The sequence below is a fragment of the Amycolatopsis sp. A1MSW2902 genome, assembly GCF_017312175.1.
GTDB lineage: Bacteria > Actinomycetota > Actinomycetes > Mycobacteriales > Pseudonocardiaceae > Amycolatopsis > Amycolatopsis nivea.
The window spans coordinates 2,226,037-2,242,978 of record NZ_QJPO01000001.1; the positions used below are offsets into that span (position 1 = coordinate 2,226,037).

Genomic DNA, 16,942 nt, shown 5'->3' on the forward strand with positions numbered 1-16,942 from the left:
CGCTATGACTTCCCCTGCCGCCGACCCGCCGCCCAAACGCCGGGGCCGCCCCAGCGTGCGGCGCGAACTCGTCGAACGGGAGATCAAGGAGAACGCCGCCCGGCTGTTCGCCGAGCGCGGGGTCGCCGGGACGACGCTGCAGGACATCGCCGACGCGACCGGCCTGACCCGCCAGGCGGTCTACCACTACGTGGCGAGCAAGGACGACCTGTTCGCCCAGCTGGTCAGCGAGATCGCCGACCAGCCCGCCCAGCTGCTGCGCGAGATCAACGCGCTGACGGACCTGAGCCCGTCCGCGAAGCTGCGGCGCATGGCACAGACGCTGGCGCTGCACCAGATGGCCGACCCGGACCGGTTCCGGCTGATGATCCGGTCGGAATCCGACCTGCCGGAGCACCTCGCGAAATCCTACCGGGCGAGCCGAAGGCGCGTGCTGAAGGAACTCGTCGAGGTGATCGACGGCGGCATCGCCGACGGAAGCTTCCGCAACGTCAACGCGCGCACCGCGGCGCTCGGCGTCATCGGCATGCTCAACTGGATCGCCTGGTGGCACCAGGAAGGCGGCGACGACCAGGAAACCGCCGACCAGCTCGCGGAGATGGCCGTGCGCACCGTCCGGAGCGACGACCGCGCACCGGAATCCCCGACGGTGGAAGGGATTCTCGCCAACGTCCGGCTCGAGCTGGATCTGGTCGAGCGGCTGGCCCGCCCGGACGAATCCGGGCGGGCGTAAGACGTCCGGCGCGCGGCCAGTTCGGTCAGGCCCGCGCGGACAGCTCCTTTCGGACCCGGTCGGTCACGGCGTTCGTCGAAATGCCGTAGCGGTCGTGCAACGTCGGGAGCGCGCCGGCGGCCAGGAATTCGTCCGGCAGGGCGATCGGCACGACCTTCTTGCCGATGCCGCACCGGGCGAGGGCGGCGGCGACGGTCTCGAACAGGCCGCCGATCACGCTGTGGTTTTCGAGGGTGAACACCGGACGGTCGCCCGCGATCTGGGCGAGCACGGTCTCCTCGTCGAACGGCTTGAGCGTCGCGCAATGCACGACCGCCACGTCGATTCCCCGCTTCGCCAGCTGTTCGGCGGCGAGGAGGCCACGCATGGTCATCAGGCCGGAGGCCACGAAAACGGCGTCGTCGCCGGGCCGGACCAGTTTCGCTTTGCCGAGTTCGAAGGAGTAGTCGTAGTCGTCGAGGATCCGGGGGACCGCGCCGCGCAGCAGCCGGGTGTAGCTCGGGCCGGGGGCCGCGGCGAGCTGGGGCACGGCCTGCTCGATGTCCACCGCGTCGCACGGGTCCACAATGGTCAGTCCGGGCATCCCGCGCAGGATCGCGACGTCCTCGGTCGCCTGGTGGCTCGGGCCGTAGCCGGTGGTGAGGCCGGGCAACGCCGCGACGATGTTGACGTTGAGCCCCGGTTCGGCCATGTCGAGGCACAGGAAGTCGTAGGCGCGCCGGGTGGCGAACACCGAATAGGTGGCGGCGAACGGGATCTGGCCGACCTCGGCCATGCCCGCGGCGGCGGCCATCATCACCTGCTCGGCCATGCCCATCTGGAAGAACCGGTCCGGGAACGCGCGGGCGAACACGTGCATGTCGGTGTATTTCGCCAGATCCGCGGCGAGCCCGACGATCCGCTGGTCCGCCTCGGCCGCCTTGACGAGCGCGTCGCCGAACGGGGCCCGCGTCGTGCGCACCCCGGGGTCGGCGATCGAGGCGATCATCGCGGCCGAGCGCTGCGGCTGGGCGACGGTCATCGGCGGGTCCTCTTCTCGTGTCCGGCGGTCAGCTGCTCTTTGCACACAGGCCATTCCTCGGCGGCGATCTTCATGAAGTGGAGCTTTTCCCGGCCTTCGAGCAACGGGACGCCCTTGCCGACCACGGTGTCGCAGATGACCAGGTGCGGCTGTCCGACGGCCGACGCGTTGCCGGTCGCCTCGTCCACCGCGCGCAGCAACGCCTCGGGATCGTTGCCGTCGACGCGTTGCACGTGCCAGCCGAAGGCGCGCCAGCGGTCTTCTTGGCGGTCGAGGGCGAGGACGTCACGGGTCGGTCCGTCCGCTTGCAGCCCGTTCATGTCGACGAACGCGACGAGGTTGCCGAGCTGCCAGCTCGCCGCGCTCATCGCGGCCTCCCACGTCGACCCTTCGTTGAGTTCGCCGTCGCTGAACAGCGTGAAGACCCGTTGCCCGGTCCGGCCTTGCGCGCGCAGCCCGAGGCACATCCCGACGGCGAGCCCCAGCCCGTGGCCGAGCGAACCGCCGGAGATCTCGGCGCCGGGCGTGTAGGTGGCCATCGCCGACATCGGCAGCCGCGAGCCGTCCGCGGCGTAGGTCGCCAGTTCTTCGCGGGGGAGCACCCCGGCCTCGGCGAGCGCGGAGTAGAGCAGCAGGGCGTAGTGGCCGACGGACAGGAGGAACCGGTCGCGGTCCGGCCACTCCGGATCCGCCGGGTCGAAGCGCAGGACGTCGCGGTAGAGCACGGCGAGAAGGTCGGCCGCGCCGAGCGCCTGCCCGACGTAGCCCTCGCCCTGCGCTTCGCCCTCGTCGAGGACGCCCATCCGGATGCGGTACGCCGATTCCGCGCAGGCGTCCAGCCGTCGCCGGAACGAAGTCGGCGTCATCAGGTCGAGACTCACAGCGATTTTCCTTTCGGCGACAGGGATTCAGGCGGCGGGCTGGGCGGCCGGCGCGGAGCTCGCGACCGCCGCGCGGGCCGCCTCGCGCTCCGCGCGGCCCCAGGTTTCCCGGGTCACCAGCGCCGAGACGAGGCCGAGCAGCGAGAACGCGAGGAACAGCAGCGCCGGGCCGAGCCAGCCCATGCCGAGGAACAGCAGCGTCGTGACGAACGGGGTGAGACCGGAGATCATCGCCGAGATCTGATAGGCCAGCGCGGCGCCCGAGGAGCGGGTGCCCGCCTGGAACAGCTCCGGGAACCACGCGCCCTGCGATCCGGCGAGCGCGTTCTGGCAGACGCCGTAGGAGACGACGACGGTGCACACGATCGCGATCAGCGTGCCGGTGTTGACGAGCAGGAACATCGGGATCGCCCACAGCGCGGCGAACAGCGTCACCCAGACGTACACCGAGCGGCGGCCGACCCGGTCGGTGAGCGCGCCCCAGCCGACGGTCGCGGCGATGCCGATCGCCGAGGCGATGCACAGCGCCAGGATCGTTTCCCCGCTGCTGGCGAGCTTTTCCGACTTCAGGTACGAGATCAGGTAGGTGATCGACACCGCGTAGCCCGCCGTCTCGGCGATCCGCAGGCCGATGCCGCGCACCACGTTGCGCCAGTCGTCGCGCAGCACCGCCGCGATCGGGGCCTTCACCAGGTCGCCGCTGTCGCGCACGTCCTGGAACACCGGCGATTCCGGCACCTTCGCCCGCAGCACCAGCCCGACGATCACCAGCACCAGGCTGGCCAGGAACGGCACCCGCCACGCCCAGTCGCCGGGCAGGTTCACCGACACGAGGAACACCAGGTTCGCCAGCAGCAGCCCGATCGGGAACCCGGACTGCACGATCCCGGTGAACCTGCCCTTGCGCAGCCACTGCGCGTGCTCGTAGGTCATCAGGATCGCGCCGCTCCACTCGGCGCCGTAGGCGAGGCCCTGCACGATCCGGACGGTCACCAGCAGGACCGGCGCGAGCACGCCCGCCGTCGCGTAGGTCGGCAGCAGGCCGATGGCGAAGGTCGCCAGCCCCATGATGATGAGCGACGCGACCAGCACCGGCTTGCGGCCGATCCGGTCGCCGAGGTGCCCGCCGACGATCCCGCCGAGCGGCCGCGCGATGAATCCGACGCCGAGGGTCGCGAACGCCGACAGCGTGCCGGCGATGGGCGACGCGCCGGGGAAGAAGGCGTGGCCGAGGTAGAGCGCCGCGGCGGTGCCGAACCCGATGAAGTCGTAGCTCTCGATCACGGCCCCGGCGGTGGAGCCCCAGGCCACCCGGCGGGCGTCCGCGGTGCCGTGCACCGGGCCCCGCATGGTGAGCGCTTCGCTGCGCATGTCGATCGCCTCTCTCTTCCAGCGGCCGTCTCGACAGTAATCGAGCTGCCTGGCTGTCAACAATGGAGCGTATCGTGCGCTCTGCTGGATGCTCTGTCAACAGTAAATATCGGAGATAATCCCTTGTGAGAACTGATCATTCGGCGTGGCCTTGTCTGTTGACACTTCTCTGTTAACATTGCCGACCATGGAACGTCTCCCCGCGCCGGGCTGCTCCACGATCAGCTTCCGGCACCTGCCTCTGCCCGCCGCGCTGGCGGCTGTCGCGGACTGCGGCTTCGCCGAGATCGACCTCGGCGCGCTGCCCGGGGTCTGCGACCACGTGCCGTACGACCTCACCGACGCGGCGGTGCGCATCGTCGCCGGGCGGGTGCGCGCGTCCGGGCTGGCGGTGCGCTCGGTCAACGGCGACGTCGGCGACCTGAACCGCCCGCTCGCCCCGGCGGAGGCGGCGGACCGGGCGGCCCACCTGCGGCGGCTGCTCGACCTGGCCGCCGCGTGCGGGGCGCGGGCGCTCGTGCTGCCGTGCGGCGCGTTGTCGCACGAGCCGGTGACGAGCCTGGAAGCGGACCTGGACCTCGTCGCCGACCAGCTGGGCCGGGCGGCGACGCTGGCCGCGAGCCGGGGCCTCGAGCTGTGGTGCGAAGCGCCGCATCTGTTCCGGCTCTGCCACACGGTCGACCTCGCCGGTCAGCTGGCCGACCGGCTCGACCCGGCGGTCGGGCTGGTCCTCGACACCAGCCACATCGTCGCGTCCGGCGGCGACCCGGCCGCGTTCGCGCACCGGTTCGCCGGACGGATCGCGCACGTCCACCTCCGCGACGCGACGCCGGGCCAGATCAACCTGAGCATCGGCAACGGCGACGTGGACTTCGCCGCGACCTTCGCCGCGCTGCGCGCCACGGGCTACCGCGGCCACAGCTCTCTCGAACTCGAAACGCGAGACGTCACCGACGAGGAACGTCCGGCCGCTGCGGTCAAAGCGGCCGCCTACCTCGCCGCCCTCTGATTCCCTTCTGACGCCAAGGAGACAACGGACATGACCGGAACCCGTCGCACCGCCGTGATCACCGGAGCCGGCGCGCCCCGCGGAATCGGCCGCGCCACCGCCGCCCGCTTCGCCAGGGACGGCTGGGCGGTCGTCGTGCTCGACCTCGACGAGCCCGCCGCGAAGGAAGTGGCCGGCGAACTCGCGGCGACCGGTGCGACCGCCTTCTCGCACGGCGTCGACGTCGCCGACGAAGCGTCCGTGCTCGCCGCGTACGCGGCCGTGCGGGCCGAGGTCGACGCTGGCCGCCTGCCCGGCGTCGGCGCGGTCGTCAACATCGCGGGCATCACCTCTCCGGTGCCGTTCCTGGAGACGACGCTCGACCTGTGGAACAAAGTGCTGGCGGTCAACGCGACCGGCACTTACCTGGTCACGAAGGCGTTCCTGCCCGACCTGATCGAGGCGGGCTGGGGACGGATCGTGAACATGTCCTCGGTGTCGGCGCAGCAGGGCGGCGGCGTGTTCGGCCGGACCCCGTACAGCACGGCGAAAGCCGCGATCCTCGGCTTCACCAAGGCGCTGGCGCGGGAACTGGGCGACGCCGGGGTGACGGTGAACGCGGTCGCGCCCGGGGCGGTCGAGACCGACATCCGCGCCGAATCGACCACCGCCGAACTGGAAGCCGCGATCACCCGCAGCGTCCCGCTCGGCCGGCAGGCCACCGCGGACGACGTCGCCGGGGTGATCGCCTGGCTCGCCACCGACGACGCGGGCTACCTGCAGGGCACCACGATCGACGTCAACGGCGGCTCGTTCCTCCACTGACCCTCCCTTGAGGACGGAGCACACGCGATGACCTACCTCTACGACGATCCGGCGGCGTTCGCCGAGGACGCGCTCGCCGGGTTCTGCGATCTGCACGCAGGCGCGGTGCGGCGGGTGCCCGGCGGCGCGGTGCGCGCGGACCGGCCCGCCCGGCCGAAAGTCGCGGTGCTGCCGGGCGGCGGATCCGGGCACTACCCGGCGTTCTACGGCGTGATCGGGCCGGGTTTCGCCGACGGCGCGGTGAGCGGCAACCTCTTCACCTCGCCGTCCGCGCAGGACGCCTGTTCGGTGGCGGCAGCCGCGGATTCCGGCGCCGGAGTGGTGTTCAGCTACGGCAACTACGCGGGCGACGTGCTCAACTTCGGTCTCGCCGCGGAATCGCTGCGGGCACGCGGGATCCGCGCGGAACACGTCGTGGTCACCGACGACATCGCCAGCGCCCCGCCGCAACAAGCGGAGCAGCGGCGCGGCATCGCCGGCGACTTCGTGGTCTTCAAAATCCTTGGCGCGGCCGCCGAAGAAGGCCTGGATCTCGACGCGGTCGTGCGCGCCGGGCGCAAGGCCAACGCGGCGACTCGCACGATCGGCAGCGCGTTCTCCGGCTGCACGTTCCCCGGCTCGGACACCCCGCTGTTCACCGTCCCGGACGGGCAGATGGGGCTGGGCCTCGGCATCCACGGCGAACCCGGGTTGCGCGACCTCCCGCTCCCGTCCGCCGCCGTCCTGGCCGAGGACTTCGTCGGCCGGATCCTCGCCGAGAAGCCCGGCGGTGCGGGCGATCGCGTCGCGGTGGTGCTCAACGGCCTCGGTTCGGTCAAGCACGAGGAACTGTTCGTGCTGTGGACGCGGATCGCCGCGCTGCTGCGGGAATCCGGTCACACGCCGGTGCTCCCGGAGGTCGGCGAGCTGGTCACCAGCCTCGACATGGCAGGCGTTTCGCTCACCGTGACCTGGCTGGACGAGGAACTGGAACGCTGGTGGCGCGCGCCTGCCGCCACGCCCGCCTTCCGTCGCGGCGAAACCCGGCACGAACCGGCCGCCGCCCCGGCAGCCGAGGTCGTGGCCGAACCTGCTGCGCCGCGTTACGCCGCTGCCTCGCCTGAGTCGCGAAAGCTTGCCGAAGCGGTGCTGAACGGCCTGCGCGCGGTCCGAAAAGCCTTGCACGGAGCCGAAACCGAGCTAGGCGCCATCGATGCCGTCGCGGGGGACGGCGACCACGGACGCGGCATGGTCCGCGGCATCGACGCTGCTCTCGCGGGTGCCGAGTCCGCCTGGCACGACGGGGCGGGCGCGGGCGATTGTCTCGCGGCCGCCGGGGACGAGTGGGCCGCTCGGGCCGGCGGCACGTCCGGTGTCCTGTGGGGTGCCGGGTTGCGTGCGGCAGGGGAAGCCATCGGTGCGGAATCGGGGGTCGTCGACGTCCGGGTCGTGGTCGACGCGTTCGCCGACCGGGTCGTGCGACTCGGCGGCGCCGAACCGGGCGACAAGACGATGGTCGACGCGCTCGAACCGTTCCGTACCGCGCTGGTGGTGGGGAAGCCGTGGGCGGAAGCGGCCGCGGTCGCGGAAACCGCGGCGCGGGACACCGCCGCGCTGACCCCGAAGAAAGGCCGGGCGCGCCCGCTGGCCGAACGCAGTGTCGGCACCCCGGACGCCGGTGCCGTTTCCCTCGCACTGATCGTGCGCACTCTCGCGGAAGGAATCCGATGACCTACCGGATCGCGGTCGGCTGCGACGACGCCGGCCTGGACTACAAAGAACAACTCGCCCGCGACCTGCGCGCGGATCCGCGGGTGTCAGAGGTGCTCGACCTCGGCGTGCACCGCGGCGCCGAGGACGAACACCGGCCGTACCCGGAGATCGGGCTCGCCGCGGGGGAGGCGATCCGAGCGGGCACGGTCGACCGCGCCGTGCTGGTGTGCGGGACCGGGATCGGCATGGCGCTCTCGGCGAACAAGGTGCCCGGGATCCGCGCGGCCACCGCGCACGATTCGTTCTCCGCGGAACGCTCGGTGCTGTCCAACAACTGCCAGGTGCTCGCGCTGGGCCAGCGCGTGATCGGTCTCGAACTCGCCCGCCGGCTCGTGCGCGAATGGCTCGGGTACGCCTTCGACGACCGGTCGCCGAGCGCGGCGAAGGTACAGTTGCTCGACGACTACGAACGGTGCTGACGCCGAGTCAGAGAGGAGGCGTGCGGTGAGCCGTCCGGCTTCGGCCAGCCAACCCGGCCGCAACCTGCGCCAGATGGCGGTCGACACGCTGCGCGAGGCGATCACCACCGGCCAGTTCCCGCCCGGCAGCCACCTCGGCGAGGTCCAGGTGTCCGAGCAGCTCGGGATCAGCCGGGGCACCCTGCGCGAGGCACTGCGCGAACTGCAGCAGGAAGGCCTGGTCTCGTACGGCGAGCGGGGTCGCGTCACCGTGCGCTCGATCAACGAGAAGGACATCATCAACACCTTCACCGTGCGCGCCGCGCTGGAGGCGCTCGCGGGGGAGACGCTGGCCTCGAGTTACTACCGGGAGGAGCACTGCGCCAAGCTGCGGAAAGCGGTCGATGCGATGGCTCGTGCGGAGCGGGTGTCGCTGGAGGCGCAGATCGAGGCTGATCTGGCGTTCCATGAGCTGCTTGTGGAGCTTACGGACAATGACGCGCTGGTGCGGTCTTGGAAGCTGCTCGAGGGGGCGATTCGGATGTGCATCATGTATCGGGGGCTTGAGCGGGCGCTGTCGAATATGAGTGCTGGGCGGCATTTGGAGATCGTCACCGCTATTGAGTCCGGGGATCCGGTCAAGACTCAGCAGGTGATTTCGGATCTTATGGCGGCTACTGGGCAGGCGTTGTTGTTCGGGACTGTGCGGACTCGGCCTCGTATTGATCTTGGGTAGTCGGCTGTTCGTGTTCGGCTCGTCGCCTGGCGGCGACATTGCCGTGGGGGTTGCGTGGGGCACCCCGAAGCTTGATTGTGCTGACGGTCTGGGGTGGCTTGTCAAGGCGGGAAAGATGCCTTGACAAGCCACCCCAGACCGCAGGAGAGCTTCGTATCGGGGTGCGGGGGTGGTGTGGGTGCCTCGCTCGTTGGGTGCATCGGTGCGGGGGCGTATTGGGTTGGGGGGTCGAGCGGCGGGGTCTCAGTCCATATTGGACTGTGGGGTCACCGTGCGGCGGAAAGTACCAGTTCTTGATAGTTGCGCGACGCCTCTTGCCAGGATTTCAGTTCCAGTTTTTCGTTCGCTGCGTGCATTTCGCGTGGGTCTCCTGGTCCCCAGATCACGATCGGGGCTCCGGCCACCGATCCGGCCAATGCTGAGGCGTCGGTGAAGTAGGTGGCGGCTGGAGCGGTGACTTGGTCGGAGAGCGCGTCCGGCAGGCGTGGGGTCCGGACGGCGGGCAGGTCGAGATCCACCTCGGTACTGATTGCCGGATCGAGCGAAGACGCCCAGGCGATCGCGGGCGCTCCTCCGTCTACGGTGCGCACGTCCAGCGTCAGAACTGCCGCAGCGGGAACGATATTCGTCGCGGTTCCGCCCTCGAAGGTGCCGACGTTGACGGTCTCCTTGCCGAGATAGTCCTCAGTGGACAGCGGAAACGAGTCGAGCGCACCTAGGGCCCGCTCGGCGAGCAGACGCTGGAGGAACTCGGGGCCTACGACGTCGTGCTGCTCTCCGACGTCGGCTCCAACACGCTGCTGCTGCACCCGGACACGTTCACCCGCGGCCGCCCGACGCCCAACCGGCTCAAGCTGCTGCGCGAGTGGGTCCGGGGCGGCGGCGGCCTGATGATGGCGGGCGGCTACCTGAGCTTCCAGGGCTTCGAGGGCAAGGCCAACTACCACCGGACGCCGATCGAGGAGATCCTCCCGGTCGACATCGACCCGTTCGACGACCGCGTCGAGACCCCGGAGGGCGTCCGCGCCCAGGTCGTGCAGTCCGGCCACCCGGTGGTCGCGGGCCTCGACCAGGAATGGCCGATCCTGCTGGGCTACCAGCACACCACGCTGAAGCCGGACGCCGAACTGCTCGCCACCGTCGAGGACGACGTCATGCTGGCCGCGCGGCGGTTCGGCGAGGGCCGCACCCTCGCGTTCACCTCGGACATCTCCCCGCACTGGGCTCCGGAGGAGTTCATGAGCTGGGACGGCTACCGCAAGCTCTTCGCCCAGGCGCTGACCTGGCTCGCCGGACGCGACAGCTGAGCCGCGCGCACTCGGGATCAAGGAGGATTCGATGAGTACGTCACCCACCCGCCGCGCGACCTCGGTCGTCGTGCTGACCATCGCGACCGTCTTCGCCGGCATGCTCGGCCCGTTGCAGTCGCTGGTCAACGGACATCTCGGCACCGAACTCGGCGACGGGCACGCCGCCGCGCTGGTGTCCTTCGGCACCGGCCTGGTGCTGATGCTGGTCATCGTGCTGGCGCGGGCCCGGACGCGCGCCGCGTTCTTCCGGCTGCCGGGTCAGCTCGTACGCGGCGAGATCCCGCGGTGGAACTTCTTCGCGGGCCTGTGCGGCGCGGTGATCGTGCTCTCCGAAGGCGTGACGGTGGGCTTCCTCGGCGTGGCGATCTTCCAGACCTCGCTGATCTCCGGCATGGTCATCTCCGGCGTGGTGTGCGACCGGCTCGGCATCGGCGTCCCGTTCAAGCAGGCGATGAGCGCGCCGCGCATCGCCGGGGCGATCCTCGCCATCTGCGCCACGGTGCTGGTCGTGTCCCCGAACTGGTCGGCCCCGCACATGATCGCGCTGGCGATCATGCCGTTCGTCGGCGGCCTGCTCGCCGGCTGGCAGCCCGCGGGCAACTCCGAGATCGGCTTGCTGTCCGGCTCGATGTTCATCTCCATCACCTGGAACTTCCTCATCGGCTTCGTGGCGCTCGGCCTCGTGTACGTCGTGCGGATGGCGGCTTCGGGCGCGCACTTCGCGTTGCCGGGCACGTGGTGGATGTACTTCGGCGGGCCGCTCGGCCTGTTGTCGATCGCGCTGATGGCCTTGCTGGTGCGCGGATTGGGCCTGCTGCTGCTGGGGCTGGCCTCCACGGCCGGCCAGCTCATCGGGTCGCTGCTGCTCGAGGTCGTCGCTCCCGCGGCGGGGTCCAGCCTGCACCTGGTCACCGTCCTCGGCGCGCTCGTGGCACTGGCGGCCGCGGCGATCGCGATGATTCCGTCCCGGCACACGGCCCCGGCGGTCCTCGCCCAGCCCGCCGAGGTGCATCGTGGCTGAGGTGCGCGGCGTCCTCGGTGCGGTCGAGGCGGCGGACCTCGGGCTGGTGCTGCCGCACGAGCACCTCTTCAACGACCTGTCCTCCGCCGTCGCCGAACCCTCCTACGCCTCCACTCGGCGGCTCGTCGAAGCGGAAGTGGGGCCTAGCTGGCAGTTCCTGCTTCGCCAGGATCCCTACTGCTGCGCCGACAACGTGGCGGTGAAGGACCACGCGAGTGTCGTGCGCGAGCTGGCCGCGTTTGCCGCGGCAGGCGGCGGCACGGTGGTCGACGCGACCGGCAGCGCGGCGATCGGCCGCGACCCGCGAGCGCTGGCGGCGGTGGCCGAGGCCACCGGGGTCACCGTCATCATGGGCACCGGTGCGTACCTGGAGAAATTCGAGGGCGAGCGCATCACCGCGGTCGCCGTCGAAGCGCAGACCGCGCGCATTCTCTCGGAACTGGACGAGGGCGTCGGCGAAACGGGAATCCGGGCCGGCGTCATCGGCGAGGTCGGCGTCTCGCCGCTGTTCACCGACGGGGAACGGGCTTCGCTGCGCGCCGCGGCGCTCGCGCAGGCGGCCCGACCGAACGTCGGGCTCAACATCCACATGCCGGGCTGGCAACGCCGCGGGCACGAGGTGCTCGACCTGGTGCTGGACGAATGCGGTGCGCTGCCGGGCAAAGTCGCGCTGGCGCACAGCGATCCGTCCGGCGACGATCCCGGCTACCAGCGCGAGTTGCTCGAACGCGGCGTGCTGCTGGAGTTCGACATGATCGGCCTCGACATTTCGTTCCCCGGCGAAGGCGTGGCCCCGACGGTTTCCCAGACCGCGCACGCCGTAGCGCGATGGGTGCACGAGGGCTTCGGGGAGCAGATCATGTTGTCGCACGACCTGTTCCTCAAGCAGATGTGGACGCACAACGGCGGGAACGGGCTGGTCTTCGTGCCGACTGTTTTCGCCGATCTGCTCGAAGCCGAAGGCGTCCCGGCCGACGCGGTCGCCCGGCTGATGCGGGATGTCCCGGTGCGATGGCTGACCGCATGAGCGCCGTCGTAGCGGTCGTCGCGTCGCTCAACGTCGACCACATCGTCCAAGCACCGCGGATACCCGAACCAGGGGAGACCCTCATGGGATTCTCGGCGAGCCGGGAACTGGGCGGAAAAGGCGGCAACCAAGCCGTCGCCGCCGCCCGGCTCGGCGCGGACGTCGCGGTGATCGGATGCGTCGGCCAGGACGAGGACGGCGACGAGTACCTGAAAGCCCTCGTCGCCGAGGGCGCGGACGTCACCCATGTGCGAAGGTCGCCGCTGCCCACCGGCCGAGCAGCGATCACCGTCGACGCGGAGGGCGTCAACTCGATCGTTGTCGTGGCCGGGGCGAACGCCGACATCCCCGCAACGACAGCCGAAGCGGCGATCGACGCGATGTCAGGTCTTCGAGTCGCAGTAGGCCAGTTGGAGGCGGTGCCCGACGCGACGGAACGCGCGTTCGCGGCTGCTCGCGCACGCGGGGTGCTGACGGTACTCAACACCGCGCCCGCCGCCGACGTGGCCGGGAAGCTGCTGCCGTTCAGCGATGTGGTGGTGGCGAACGAAATCGAGTTCCGGCAGCTCACCGGCCAAGATCCCTTCGACAGCAACGGGTTGCAACGCGGCAGCGCTGACCTGTTCGCGGCGGGCTGCCGATGGGTGATCGTGACGCTGGGGGCGGAGGGGTGCGCGGTGCTCGACGCCTCGTCGTCCGCGCATGTCCCTGCCGTTGCGGTCCGGGCGGTCGACACCACGGCCGCGGGGGATTCGTTTGTCGGGGCGCTTGCTGCCCGGCTCGCGGAGATCTCCGGTGAGCCGACGACCGCGGATGTGGTGGCGGCCTGTGGTTTCGCAGCGAAAGTAGCCGCGGTCGTGGTGACGCGGCACGGGGCGCATCCCTCGCTGCCGACTCTGGCGGAGGTGGTCGAGGTGTGACGCCGCGGCTTCCTGGCCGGGAAGCGGCCGCCGGTGAGTGGCCTCGGATTTGTTCTACGGCAACGGCGTGGCAATGATCGACGGCGACAGTGTGCTGAACCGGTCGCCGATGGGCGCCGAGGGCCGCGCGGTGCTCGGCGAGTGACCGGGCGGCGTCCTGCTGGATCCGCCTGCCGCCGAGCCCGGCTGAGGCATTCCGCACCCGCGCGAGGTGAAAGTTCCTTGCCCACCAAGGAAAGGCCGCCCCGCGTACGGGACGGCCCTTCCGTCGGTACAGAGTCAGCTCACGGTCAGCGCCGTGTCGTCGAGGCAGAAGGACGTCTGCAGGCTCGAGTCTTCGGTGCCGGTGAAGGTGAGCGTCACCGTCTGGCCGGCGTACGCCGACATGTCAACGGTGCGCAGCTGGTATCCGTTCGCCTGGTTCAGGTTCGAGTAGGTGGCGAGCGTGGTCGACCCAGCCTTGACGGTGAGCTTGTCGTACGCCGTCGAGGTGGTCGTCTCGGCGGTGTCGACGTGCAGGTAGTAGCTCAGCGTCGCGTGGCAGCCCGAGGGGATGGTCACCGACTGGGAGACCGTGTCGGTGTGCGCGCTGCCGTAGCCGTCGAGGTAGGCGAGGTAGCTGCCGCTGTGCGGGGGCTCGCCGTTGGACGACGTGCTGACGACTCCGCTGGACGCGGTCCACGGGCTGGTGCCGTTCTCGAAGCCGGGGTTGCCCAGCTTCTGGCCGGAGCAGGTGCCGCCGCCGGTCGGGGCGATCGTCCAGCTGAACGTGGTGGAGCCGGTGGCGCCGGAGGAGTCCTTGGCGGTCGCGGTCACCGAGTACGTGCCCGCGGTGGTCGGCGTGCCGGAGATCAGGCCGCCGGAGCTGATCGACAGTCCGGCGGGCAGGCCGGTCGCCGTCCAGGTGTAGCCGCCGCTGCCGCCGGACGCGGAGAGCTGCAGCTTCGCCGCGGTGCCGACGACGCCGTTCTGGCTGCCGGGGTTGTTCGCCGTGACGCCGCCGCTCGGGGTGCCCGCGGTGAAGGCCGCGGTGCCGTTCGGGGTGCCGAGACCGGTCGGGCCGTCCCAGCCCGGGCCGGCCTTGCACTGCACCGAGGACGAGCAGCTGCCGTTGCTGCCGGAGGTCACGTCGTTGAGGTTGCCGGTGTGCGAGTACGGGTAGGCGGCGGGGGTGTCGGACGCGCCGGGCGTGCCGGCGAGGGCGTAGACCGAAGCGATGATCGGGGCGGAGGCGCTGGTGCCGCCGTACACGGCCCAGCCGCTGCCGCCGTAGGTCTGGTACACCGCGACGCCGGTCTGCGGGTCGGCCACCGCCGAGACGTCGGCGACCGCGCGCTTGCTGCAAGCGGTCGTCACGTTCTGGAAGGCGGGCTTGGTCACGTAGCCCGAGCAGCCGCTGCCCGCGCCGCTCCACGCGGTTTCGCCCCAGCCGCGGGCGCTGCTGTTGCGGGTCAGCGAGGTGCCGCCGACCGCGGTCACGTACTGCGACGAGGCCGGGTAGCTGATGCCGTAGCCGTTGTCGCCGGTGCTCGCGGTGATCGCGACGCCGGGGTGGTGGAAGTAGCTCGAGTCGGAGGAGGGTTCGGAGCCGTCCTCGCCGCCGCCGTAGCTGTTCGAGACGTACTTCGCGCCCATCGACACGGCGGTGTTCACCGCGGTGCCGAGATCGGCCATGCTCGGCTGGTTCGCTTCGACGAGCAGAATGTGGCAATTCGGGCAGATCGCCGAAACCATGTCGACGTCGAGCGAGATTTCGCCCGCCCAGCCCGAATCGGCGGACGGAAGCGGACTGGTTTGCCCGTTTTCGTTGACTTTCTTGAAACAGCCGTTCGCGGTGGTGCAGGGCGGGAGCCCGTAGGTGGAGCGGTAGCTCGCGAGGTCCGATTCAGCGTTCGGGTCGTCGTTGGAGTCGACGATCGCCACCGTCGCCGAGGCGCTGCCGGCGGCGGTGAGGTTGTAGGCGGAGCGCAGGTCCGCGGGGCCGAACCCGCTGGGCAGCGCGCCGGGGGAGAGCAGCGCGCGCATGGTGTCGGTCTGGCGTTCGGCGAAACACGTGACCATGCCGGGCTTCGCCTTCTCGGCGCAGACGCGGGCGGTCGGATGCGCCGCGGCGGGCGCGGCCACGGCGGGCAGGGCCGGGGCGGTCAAGGCCAAGGCCGCGAAACCGGCCATGGCAAGGATTCTTCGGGCTGAACGGGACACGATCCCTCCCAGGGAATTTCCTGCGAACGGCGTCGGGCCATTCGGTGCCCCGTTGTCTACAGTTCGTTCAGCCCTGGCGGTGACGCGCTGGTGCCAGTGGCGCAATGGTGTCGGCAAGCCCGGTGGAGGTGCCTCCGAATGGTTCCCGAAGCAATCGGCCATCTCCTGACGCTCGGGCTCAAAGCGGACGAAGCAGAAATCTATCTCGACCTACTTTCGTCGGGACCGGTTCCGCCTGATCGGCTAGCGCACGAGACCGGCCGCGACCCCGGCGAAGTGCGCCGCGTGCTGACGGTGCTCGCCGGAATCGGACTGGCCGGCCCGGTCGACGGCCCCGGCTCGCCGATGTCCGCGCTGCGCCCGGAACCGGTGCTGGAAGTGCTGAGCAGGCAACGCGAGGCCGAGCTGGCCGGAGCCCGCGCGGCGATGACCCGGCTGTACGAGCAATACCGAAGACATGCGGTCCGTTATGACGCCGACTCGATGATCGAGGTAGTCAGCGGAACCACTGCCGCCGAACGGGTGCAGCAACTGGAACGAGCGGCGCGGAAGGAGGTCCGCGGCCTGGACTCGCCGCCGTACTACGCCGACGCGGACGCCAACGAGATCGAACTCGAGAACCTGGCCCGCGGCGTCCGCTACCGCGCCGTCTACGGGCGGCTCGCGCTGGAACGCCCCGAGTACGTCGAGGAAAACATCCTGCCCTGCGGCAAACGCGGGGAGGAGGCCCGGGTGCTGCCCGAGGTCCCGGTGAAACTGCTGATCGTCGACGACTGCGCAGCCCTGTCCGGCGCGGACCGCACTGTGCTGCTCATCCGCTCGTGCGGCCTGTTCGACGCACTGGCCGGCTTGTTCGACATGTGCTGGCAAGTCGCGCTGCCGCTAGGCCTCGCCGACGACACCTCCGGCCCGGAGATCCGCCCCAGCGAACGACGGCTGCTGGCATTGCTCGCCGCCGGCCTCACCGACGACCAGGTCGCCCGGGTGCTCGGCGTGAGCAGGCGGACGATGTTCCGGTACCTGGAAAACCTGATGGCTCGCACGGGCGCGGCGAACCGGTTCCAGCTCGCTCTGCACGCGACGCGGAACGACTGGCTTTCGGTGGACAGCCAGCCAGGCGCTTCGCCGGTGCGGTCGGTGCCGTTGTGAGCTGGGGGGTGGCATGCGTCCGGTGCACGCCCCGCCTGCCGCCAGCCCGGAGCGATCTGTCCGCTGAGCACCGACCCGCCGGTCAGCTCATGATCTCCCGCACGCTGTCAGCCAGCAGCCGAAGGCACCCCGGCGCCCCAGGATTGAGAAGCAGGTCAACCCCGTCGTAGTCGTTCAGCAAACGGAGCAGATCGACAGGACCAGCCGGACGCCAACCAGCGGCGCGCACTCGGCGACGGTGTGCCGGGGCGGTCGTGACGAGCAGGCAAGGGATGTTGTCCGGCGACGGCGCGACGAGCGGAGACTCATCGGTGTCCACAGCGACCGCGAAGGCCGATTCGCGGAAGACGGTGGCGAGTTGGTCGAAGTCCGCCTCGCCGCGCGCGGTCAGGCGGAGCACGGCGTCCAGCGGGTCGGTCGGGGAGTCTTCCGCCGACGGTTCGTAGGACGGGTTGGGCTCGAAGCGGCTGACGGACCCGTCTTCGCGCGCGAGCCAGCCGCCGACCACGGCCTCCGGCGGCGGGGTCGGGGCCTCGCTGCCGTCGGCCGTCCACGCTGGGTCGACCAGCAGCACCCACTGGTCCTCGGACATCGCTGGCGCCTCCTTC

The 16,942-nt window shown here is 70.5% G+C and carries 17 protein-coding genes; 11 read left to right on the plus strand and 6 right to left on the minus strand.

Going from position 1 to position 16,942, the window contains the following annotated elements:
- Positions 1 to 4: 4 nt before the first annotated feature.
- Positions 5 to 733, plus strand: a complete 729-nt coding sequence (locus DMP23_RS10165) for a TetR family transcriptional regulator (RefSeq protein ID WP_134666773.1) — start codon at positions 5 to 7, stop codon at positions 731 to 733.
- 25 nt (positions 734 to 758) lie between these two features.
- Here DMP23_RS10165 and DMP23_RS10170 read toward each other — a convergent pair whose 3' ends face one another.
- From DMP23_RS10170 to DMP23_RS10180, 3 genes are read right to left on the minus strand one after another with little or no spacing between them, the layout of a single operon-like run.
- Positions 759 to 1,754 carry a transketolase family protein gene (locus DMP23_RS10170; protein ID WP_134666771.1) on the minus strand — a complete coding sequence of 332 codons (996 nt, stop codon included), beginning with the start codon at positions 1,752 to 1,754 and terminating at the stop codon, positions 759 to 761.
- On the minus strand, positions 1,751 to 2,635 hold the full coding sequence (locus DMP23_RS10175) for a transketolase (protein ID WP_308196535.1): 885 nt from the start codon (positions 2,633 to 2,635) through the stop codon (positions 1,751 to 1,753). The genes DMP23_RS10170 and DMP23_RS10175 overlap by 4 nt, the downstream gene beginning before the upstream one ends.
- A gap of 27 nt (positions 2,636 to 2,662) precedes the next feature.
- Positions 2,663 to 4,006: an MFS transporter gene (locus tag DMP23_RS10180; protein ID WP_337820902.1), complete on the minus strand. Its 1,344-nt coding sequence runs from the start codon at positions 4,004 to 4,006 to the stop codon at positions 2,663 to 2,665.
- Between the two features lie 187 nt (positions 4,007 to 4,193).
- On the opposite strand from DMP23_RS10180, the gene DMP23_RS10185 reads away from it, so the two are divergent.
- Genes DMP23_RS10185 through DMP23_RS10205 form a run of 5 tightly spaced genes read left to right on the plus strand, consistent with a single transcriptional unit; the run spans position 4,194 to position 8,705 of the window.
- Entirely contained in the window at positions 4,194 to 5,015 is an 822-nt protein-coding gene (locus tag DMP23_RS10185; protein ID WP_337820903.1) for a sugar phosphate isomerase/epimerase family protein, read from the plus strand.
- A 30-nt stretch (positions 5,016 to 5,045) separates the two neighbouring features.
- Entirely contained in the window at positions 5,046 to 5,819 is a 774-nt protein-coding gene (locus DMP23_RS10190) for an SDR family NAD(P)-dependent oxidoreductase (protein WP_337820904.1), read from the plus strand.
- Between the two features lie 27 nt (positions 5,820 to 5,846).
- Positions 5,847 to 7,529 (plus strand): dihydroxyacetone kinase family protein, encoded by a 1,683-nt coding sequence (locus DMP23_RS10195; RefSeq protein ID WP_337820905.1) that lies wholly within the window; start codon positions 5,847 to 5,849, stop codon positions 7,527 to 7,529.
- Complete coding sequence (locus DMP23_RS10200) at positions 7,526 to 7,990, plus strand: ribose-5-phosphate isomerase (RefSeq protein WP_037812664.1); 465 nt, start codon at positions 7,526 to 7,528, stop codon at positions 7,988 to 7,990. Before DMP23_RS10195 ends, DMP23_RS10200 begins: the two co-directional genes overlap by 4 nt.
- A 25-nt stretch (positions 7,991 to 8,015) precedes the next feature.
- On the plus strand, positions 8,016 to 8,705 hold the full coding sequence (locus tag DMP23_RS10205) for a GntR family transcriptional regulator (RefSeq protein WP_337820906.1): 690 nt from the start codon (positions 8,016 to 8,018) through the stop codon (positions 8,703 to 8,705).
- A gap of 266 nt (positions 8,706 to 8,971) precedes the next feature.
- Here DMP23_RS10205 and DMP23_RS10210 read toward each other — a convergent pair whose 3' ends face one another.
- Complete coding sequence (locus DMP23_RS10210; protein ID WP_337820907.1) at positions 8,972 to 9,514, minus strand: peptidase dimerization domain-containing protein; 543 nt, start codon at positions 9,512 to 9,514, stop codon at positions 8,972 to 8,974.
- Between DMP23_RS10210 and DMP23_RS10215 the strand changes: the two genes are divergently transcribed.
- The 4 genes from DMP23_RS10215 to DMP23_RS10230 are packed head-to-tail and all read left to right on the plus strand — an operon-like array spanning position 9,473 to position 12,983.
- On the plus strand, positions 9,473 to 10,012 hold the full coding sequence (locus DMP23_RS10215; RefSeq protein WP_337820908.1) for a glutamine amidotransferase: 540 nt from the start codon (positions 9,473 to 9,475) through the stop codon (positions 10,010 to 10,012). The two genes, DMP23_RS10210 and DMP23_RS10215, sit on opposite strands and share 42 nt — an antisense overlap.
- Positions 10,013 to 10,043: 31 nt before the next feature.
- Positions 10,044 to 11,036: a DMT family transporter gene (locus DMP23_RS10220; protein ID WP_337820909.1), complete on the plus strand. Its 993-nt coding sequence runs from the start codon at positions 10,044 to 10,046 to the stop codon at positions 11,034 to 11,036.
- On the plus strand, positions 11,029 to 12,063 hold the full coding sequence (locus DMP23_RS10225) for a phosphotriesterase family protein (RefSeq protein WP_134730641.1): 1,035 nt from the start codon (positions 11,029 to 11,031) through the stop codon (positions 12,061 to 12,063). The genes DMP23_RS10220 and DMP23_RS10225 overlap by 8 nt, the downstream gene beginning before the upstream one ends.
- Complete coding sequence (locus tag DMP23_RS10230; protein ID WP_337820910.1) at positions 12,060 to 12,983, plus strand: ribokinase; 924 nt, start codon at positions 12,060 to 12,062, stop codon at positions 12,981 to 12,983. Before DMP23_RS10225 ends, DMP23_RS10230 begins: the two co-directional genes overlap by 4 nt.
- A 279-nt stretch (positions 12,984 to 13,262) precedes the next feature.
- On the opposite strand, the gene DMP23_RS10235 is transcribed toward DMP23_RS10230, so the two are convergent.
- Entirely contained in the window at positions 13,263 to 15,155 is a 1,893-nt protein-coding gene (locus DMP23_RS10235) for a putative Ig domain-containing protein (RefSeq protein ID WP_134730637.1), read from the minus strand.
- A 168-nt stretch (positions 15,156 to 15,323) separates the two neighbouring features.
- Between DMP23_RS10235 and DMP23_RS10240 the strand changes: the two genes are divergently transcribed.
- Positions 15,324 to 16,334 carry a helix-turn-helix domain-containing protein gene (locus DMP23_RS10240; RefSeq protein ID WP_037812648.1) on the plus strand — a complete coding sequence of 337 codons (1,011 nt, stop codon included), beginning with the start codon at positions 15,324 to 15,326 and terminating at the stop codon, positions 16,332 to 16,334.
- Between the two features lie 82 nt (positions 16,335 to 16,416).
- Here the strand turns inward: DMP23_RS10240 and DMP23_RS10245 are convergent, their stop codons facing one another.
- Positions 16,417 to 16,926 carry a type VII secretion system-associated protein gene (locus DMP23_RS10245; protein ID WP_337820911.1) on the minus strand — a complete coding sequence of 170 codons (510 nt, stop codon included), beginning with the start codon at positions 16,924 to 16,926 and terminating at the stop codon, positions 16,417 to 16,419.
- Positions 16,927 to 16,942: the final 16 nt, after the last annotated feature.